The organism is Actinomycetota bacterium (assembly GCA_040757835.1).
Taxonomy (GTDB): Bacteria; Actinomycetota; Geothermincolia; order Geothermincolales; family RBG-13-55-18; genus SURF-21.
Map to the genome: position 1 here is coordinate 53,344 of JBFLWJ010000020.1, position 6,237 is coordinate 59,580.

The following is a 6,237-nucleotide window of genomic DNA, read 5'->3' on the forward strand; positions in this document are numbered from 1 at the left end:
GGGCGTTCATTCGCTTCCGCCTTTCTCGTCCTGCCCAGCGGCCAGCAGGTTGAGTGCCATACGCGGTCTCAGCTCCACCTCCTGCATGATGAGCTTTTCCGGGTCTGGGGACACGTAAAAGGCGGGGTCGCTTACGTTGTCCGGGTCGAAGGCGGCCTTGATGCGGCGCAGCCACTCGTGATAGTCGCCGATGAGAGGCCCGAAGATCTCCGCCACGATGGCGCCTCCCGCGAAGCCAAGGCCAGGTCCGAGTTTCTTCAGTGCGGTGTCCGTGAGCGTGCTCGCCAGGTAGTCCTCCGCGGCTTCCAGTTGCTCGGGGTCACGCGGGTCGTAGATATAGAGCTCCTCCTGGTGGCCAAAGCCCGTGCTGCCCTCGTAGATCCCTCCCCAGGAGTTATCCGCCAGGTCGTCCATAAGCCTTCCCGCCTCGGTGAACAGCGCTTTCAAGCGCGCACCCTCCTGGGACTGGTAAGCGGGGTGGTCGAACCCCTCCAGGGCTCCATATGAAGTCCCGAAGGTCCCGCCCATGCGGAAGATGAGTGGTGGCATGGCCGCGCGCACGAATCCCCACCAGAAAGCGCCGTGCATTTCCGGCAGCTTGCGCAGGTCGATGCATATGCCCTCGCATTCCTCGACGATCTCCTCCAGGACCGCCTTTTGATACGCGAATTCCCGCGGGGTGCGCGCACAGATCATGAACTGGAACTGGAAGCGCAAGGCCTTGAGCATCTCCTTGAAGACCGGGAAGCGCGTAAGTCTCTTGAGCCCCCTGGGTATCATGGTCGCGGCCATGGCGCCTATGGAATTCTTGCACATTATGTACCCTATCTCGGCATCGGCTATGTGGTAGGCCGCGTCGGCCCAACGTTTCAGGTCGGGGAAGGCGATCAAGAACATCGCGTGGGTATCCGGCACGTCCGCGGTAACGTCGATCAGCAGGCCATCGACCTGTGGCTCCTCCGGGCCGGGCCAGGGGAAGAGCTTGATGGCGCAGCGCGTGAACACCCCCAGGCCGCCGCAGGCGCCCATGAAGCCGCGCATGGCACCGCGCAGGCTTGGCCCGGGACCATCGCCGTTGAACCACCCGGCGTCCTGCCCCAGAGTCCCGATCCGCAATACCTCTCCATCGGGAAGCACCCATTCCACACCCAGTACGTTGCGGGCGCTGTAGGAGGTGGTGAGGCCGCTCCATCCGTAGCCGCAGAGGGATGTGGCGCTGGCCAGGGGTGAGGAGCCACAGCCGGCCCCTATGATATGGCAGTTCAATCCCCTCTTCATGGCTTCCGCCTGCAATTGGGAACAGATGGCGAGCGGCTCCACGACCGCGTACATGTTCTTCTCGTCGATCTCCAGGATGCGGTTCATCCTCTTCAGGTCTATCTGTACGGTGTTCTCTCCGCCCAGAGCGTTCCAGGCTCCCCAGCCGGTGCTCATGGCCTTGAACTGCAGGCCGTTGCGGCCGCAGATCCTTACCACCTCCTGCACCTCCCCGGTGCTTCCGGGCAGCACCACCGCCACGGGCCGGTAGCGGCACCACGAATCGGGGAGGCCGAGGATGTCGGTGAAGGGTTGCCAGGTATAGCCATCCAGCACCGCCGGTTCGCGGGAGACGTTCTCGGGACCCAGTGCTTCCTGAAGTTCCCGGTAGACTTCATCTTTCATCATCTCAAACACCTCCAAGAGACGCAGAGAGCAGTTCCATCACGTCATAGACCTTCATCTCCACTCCCGTCTCCGTGACGGTGTCCCTGAAGATCCTCACGCACCACGGGCAGGCGGTGACCAGCGCTTCCGCACCGGTAGCCGCGGCCTCCTCCAGGCGGTCCGCGGCTGTCCACGCGGCGAAATCCGGGAAGGCCTCCAGTACGCCTCCCCCGGCACCGCAACACCATGAATACTCGCGTATGCGTTCCATCTCCACCAGCTCAGCCCCGGGCAGCGCCCTGATGATATCCCGCGGCGGATCGAAGACTCCCATGCGCCCGCTCTGTTTGAAACGCACCGGCCGCTGGAGCTTATCACCACCGTCCCATCCGGCCTTGTAGGTCTCGCCGCGCCGCCCCAAGTGGCAGGGGTCATGGTATGTGACGCGCATGGGGACATCCCCGGCCGGCTCGATCCTTCCCTCCTTGATCATGCGGCCCACTAACTCGGTAACGTGCAGAACCTCCACCCCCAGGTCCAGCCCCCGCTTGGGATAGAGGTACTTGAAGGTGTAGTAGCAGTCCGAGCAGGCCGTGACCAGAATAGCCGCGCCCGAGGCCTTGACCCGTCCAGCCATGTCATCCGCGAAGTTGCGCATCTCCCCCTGATAGCCCAACTCGTACGCCCGGCCGCCGCAACAAGCCTCCTCCCTGCCCGCGATGCCGATATCGACCCCGCTGCCGCTCAACAGGGAGATCGTCTCCCGCAACGTCTCGCGCAGGTCTTCGTCGTATGAGTAGCGGCATCCGGCGTGGAAGAGGACCTCCACCTGACGCTGACCGATGTCCGGCACATCGAGCCCCTCCGCCCAGCGGCCGCGGTCGGCCTTGAGCATACCCAGGGGGTTGTCCTCTTTCTTCATTGACTGCAGCATCTCCATGTGCTCGAGGATGAGGAAACCGTCCTCCACGCACTTACCCCTCAGCTCGAGGAGCACGTCGCTGAGGTCGATATCGTCCCGGTACACCTGACATGATACCTGGCAGGAGCCGCATAGCTGACAGTTGTAGATGATCTCCGCCACGCCGTCGTTGAGTTCGCTCCGGCCATGCAGCAAAGACAGGCCCATGATCATCTTCCCGCTGCCGGAGTAGGCGTGAAAATGATGACGGGTGCTGGAGGGACAGCCCGAGGCGAATCTCCAGCTCTTGACCTGGCTATGGGGTATCCACTTGCAGCTCGAGCACCTTGAGCACCCCGCCATATCCCTTTCCATATCCCGTAAAGCCATGTCTCACCCCTCCTTCCCATAGCAGAGACGACCCGGGTTCATCACGCCACGCGGATCGAGGATGCCCTTTATCTTCGCCAGCGCCGCCACGGTATCCGGCGCCCTCCCGTAGGCCAGGTCCGCCCAGATACCATAGGGCCGTGAGAAGAAGCCTCCCATCTCGATACTGGTGCGGCTGATGCTCTCGTAGAGCGTTTTGACCTTCGCGGCTTCCGCCTCATTCGTGGGGTCGAAGAAGAGATCGAGTTCCAGGTGGCACCCGGTACCCTGACGGATGGGTTGCACGTACACCCCGAGATCGCGCGCAGCGAAACCGTTCGCTGATATCTCCTTTTCCACAGCGGACAGGAACGCGGGCACCCGGTCCAGGGTGGTCAGAAAAAAGACCTCCCGGCACGCTCCCCGCACGCGCGTCTTCCAGTGCGGTGGCGGGCACGGGATCTCCAGCCCGCGCACCAGCTCACCGGCATCGATGCCACCCGCGAGACGTGCGGTTTCCACCCCGATCATGGAAGCAATGTCCGCGATATCCTTCTCCAGGTAAGCCACTCTCTCCCGCGGCCGGTATGTATACCCCGAGATGGAATAGACAAGAGTCCATGGGGGCAGGCTCCCGCTGTCCTTTTCAGCTATCGCGCCCAGGTTCGCGCCGTTGAGGATGATGCAGGTATCGGGCAGCTTGAACTTCAGGATGGCGTAGGTGAAATCGAGCAGTGCACTGAAGTCGGCGGCGGTGACCAAGTAAGCTCTTTCCTCGGCGGGCAGCAACTCCAGCTTCACCGTGCCCCAGGTAACCATGGCCATGCTCCCCTGAGATCCCTGGATGAGGCGGAGAAAATCGGTCTGCCCGGGTCCCATGGGATTCTTCTGTGCGCACCCTACGGCCCACTGCTCCTCCAGGGTACCGGGACCAGCCGCCGAGCCGGTGCGGAAGACGTCGCCAGTGCCGAATACCGCCTCCACGCACATTAGGGGATCGGTCATGTCCCAGTGATACTTGGGGATGAGGATAGGTTCTCTTTCCAGCGCGCTTCCCAGGACGGACTTGTTGTGGCGGGGCAGCAGGGGCGAAAGCACCCGCATGCCCGCCTGTGCCGCGGCGCTTCGCAGCTCTCCGAAGGTAACTCCCGGTTCCACCATGGCCACTTTGTTGCGCCGGTCCACGCGCAGGATGCCTTTCATTCCCGAGAGGTCGACGACGATGGCGCCTTCCGCCATGGGCAAGGTGTCCCCGCGGGAGTGCGGCTCGCCGGAGGATACGGGGACCAGCGCGTACCCCTTGTCTTTGGCCATGAGCACTATTTCACGCACCTCCTCCACGCTGGCCGGCTTCACCACGCATGCGGGAGATATACCGTGCGTATAGCTCTCGTCGGAAGCGAAGGAAGTGGTGGTCTGCCTGTCCGCGAGCACCCTCTCGCCGCCCAAGATCTTCACGCAATCGGCTTTTGCCGTCATTGTCCTCGACCTCCTTTTATCGCCCCGAGGTATTGCCTCATGCGTATCAGGATCTCCTGGACCAGCCATTTGAACAGCTTCGGCCTGTGCGCGAGTAGGACCGGGAAGAGGACGGAGGCGGCCTTCTTCATCGCCGCAATATCGACGGTGGCGGAAATGCCCTCCAGAAAGGCCGGGATCGCCCTGGGGCTTGTCTCGTTGAGGCGTTCGAGGCCGGCGAGCTGCGCGTTGATCATGCCGCCAACGGCCGGGCCCGCCTTGTTCCTGAGGAACTCCTCCACGTGGGGAGAGGCGGCCTTCAAGACCCCCGGCGTGGCAGCCCTCAAAATGGGCCGCAGGGCCAGCAGGCTCGCCCGCATCTCAAGAAGCCTGTCGCGGATCACCGTGGCATCGCCGCCCGAGACCACAACGATGCCCTCAACAAGCGGTTTGGCGGTGAGGAGCAGGTTCTTCATCGCTTCCACCGCCTCTTGCCCGGCCAGGGCGCGCGCCAGCGGGATCAGCATGTCGTCAAGCATACCGGCGAGGGCTGTGAGGTCGGCCCGCATCAGGTGATCCTCCGCATCACCCAGCATCTCGATCTGATCCATGCCGGGGGGCATTAGCGCGCCCGCCACGCCCAGTATCTCGTCCGTGAGTCCCGCCTTATACGCGGCACGCATCGCCTGCCATACAGCCTCGCTCTTCTCGTCCATACCCGACTGCAGCAAACCAGCTTCCATCTCCATGGTCCAGTCCCCCTTTCCCTTGCCGAGAATCATGATATGCAATATACTTTTACCGAATGGTAAAATTAATCATAAGATATTTTACCGGTTTGTCAATATCTCTATGGCTGCGTTATCATCAGCGGCGGGCGACTTTTCACGACCTGACGACCATGGGGTGCGGGACACACGAAAGAGGTGTACGAGGGATGGCGGCACGCGATAGATCCGCGGACGGATCCGCTTCCAACGGTGAGGCCAAGAGGCGCTACCGCAAGGGCGATACGGACGAGGGGACGCGGGAGAGGATCCTTAAGGCAGCTACCCGGGTGTTCGCGCGGCACTCCTTCCGGGCCGCCAGCACACGCATGATCGCTGCCGAGGCGGATGTTGACCATCCGCTCATCCATTACTACTTCGGTTCAAAGGAGAAGCTCTTCGAGGCGGTGACTGAGAGGATATACAGCGAGGCCATGGAGATGATGCCCGCCTGGCTGGTGGACATATCACGCCGCCCCCCCCTGGAGGGCCTTGCCCGTTTCGTCGACAACTTCCTAGACTATTACTTCCACCACCCCGAAGCCCAGCAGATCATCTTCGTTAACATGGCGCAGATCGGTCAGCTGGAAGAGATACCCGGCTACCGTCATATCCTCATGCACATCGAGGGGGTGCGGAGCATGCTGGAGGAGATGGTCCCCCTTCCGGGAAACAAGGATCTCATGGAGAAGTTCGTTTACTGTTTTCATGTCCTCGTTGACTCTTTCCTCGGCGCCAAGACCGCCCACGCCCAGGTCCTGGGGGTGGACCCCGACGGTGAAACCTTCAAGCACTGGATCAGGGAATCCCTTCTCGAGGTGTTCACTCCCCTTCTCGAAAAATTCATGTCCGAGAGCCCGCAAAGAGGCACCGGCTGAGCGCTAATGCCGGACGCGAGGTTTTCCCCTCCCTGAAAAGGGTATTCTATGGAATATGGTTTGATCCATTCCGGATCGGTAATTATATAATAAGGTTCATCTCCCAGAAGTGTGGGTAGCCGGCCTGAAAGCTCCCCGTATCTTCAGGAAGAAGTACTCCTCATCTCTATACCCATAGGCCACCCTCTTTATGACCTTGATTTTGTTGTTGATTCCCTCG

Annotated in this window: 6 protein-coding genes; 1 reads left to right on the forward strand and 5 read right to left on the reverse strand. The window is 61.6% G+C overall.

Annotated features, from left to right (window positions below; genetic code table 11):
* Positions 1–6: 6 nt before the first annotated feature.
* From AB1384_13505 to AB1384_13520, 4 genes are read right to left on the reverse strand one after another with little or no spacing between them, the layout of a single operon-like run.
* Entirely contained in the window at positions 7–1,665 is a 1,659-nt protein-coding gene (locus AB1384_13505; GenBank protein ID MEW6555287.1) for an FAD-binding oxidoreductase, read from the reverse strand.
* Position 1,666: 1 nt separating this feature from the next.
* Positions 1,667–2,935: a (Fe-S)-binding protein gene (locus AB1384_13510; GenBank protein MEW6555288.1), complete on the reverse strand. Its 1,269-nt coding sequence runs from the start codon at positions 2,933–2,935 to the stop codon at positions 1,667–1,669.
* A gap of 3 nt (positions 2,936–2,938) precedes the next feature.
* Positions 2,939–4,393 (reverse strand): FAD-binding oxidoreductase, encoded by a 1,455-nt coding sequence (locus AB1384_13515; protein MEW6555289.1) that lies wholly within the window; start codon positions 4,391–4,393, stop codon positions 2,939–2,941.
* Positions 4,390–5,088, reverse strand: coding sequence for a hypothetical protein (locus AB1384_13520; GenBank protein ID MEW6555290.1), 699 nt, complete (start codon positions 5,086–5,088; stop codon positions 4,390–4,392). Before AB1384_13520 ends, AB1384_13515 begins: the two co-directional genes overlap by 4 nt.
* A 221-nt stretch (positions 5,089–5,309) precedes the next feature.
* Between AB1384_13520 and AB1384_13525 the strand changes: the two genes are divergently transcribed.
* The gene (locus AB1384_13525) at positions 5,310–6,017 is read left to right on the forward strand and encodes a TetR/AcrR family transcriptional regulator (GenBank protein ID MEW6555291.1); all 708 of its coding nucleotides are present in this window, start codon (positions 5,310–5,312) and stop codon (positions 6,015–6,017) included.
* 96 nt (positions 6,018–6,113) lie between these two features.
* Here AB1384_13525 and AB1384_13530 read toward each other — a convergent pair.
* Positions 6,114–6,237 (reverse strand): transposase (locus AB1384_13530; GenBank protein MEW6555292.1); only part of this gene is annotated, 124 nt, incomplete at its 5' end.

Coding starts and splice junctions, on each gene's coding strand:
- AB1384_13505 (MEW6555287.1), bottom strand. CDS start 1,665: ATGATGAAAGATGAAGTCTACCGGGAACTTCAGGAAGCACTGGGTCCC.
- AB1384_13510 (MEW6555288.1), bottom strand. CDS start 2,935: ATGGCTTTACGGGATATGGAAAGGGATATGGCGGGGTGCTCAAGGTGC.
- AB1384_13515 (MEW6555289.1), bottom strand. CDS start 4,393: ATGACGGCAAAAGCCGATTGCGTGAAGATCTTGGGCGGCGAGAGGGTG.
- AB1384_13520 (MEW6555290.1), bottom strand. CDS start 5,088: ATGGACGAGAAGAGCGAGGCTGTATGGCAGGCGATGCGTGCCGCGTAT.
- AB1384_13525 (MEW6555291.1), top strand. CDS start 5,310: ATGGCGGCACGCGATAGATCCGCGGACGGATCCGCTTCCAACGGTGAG.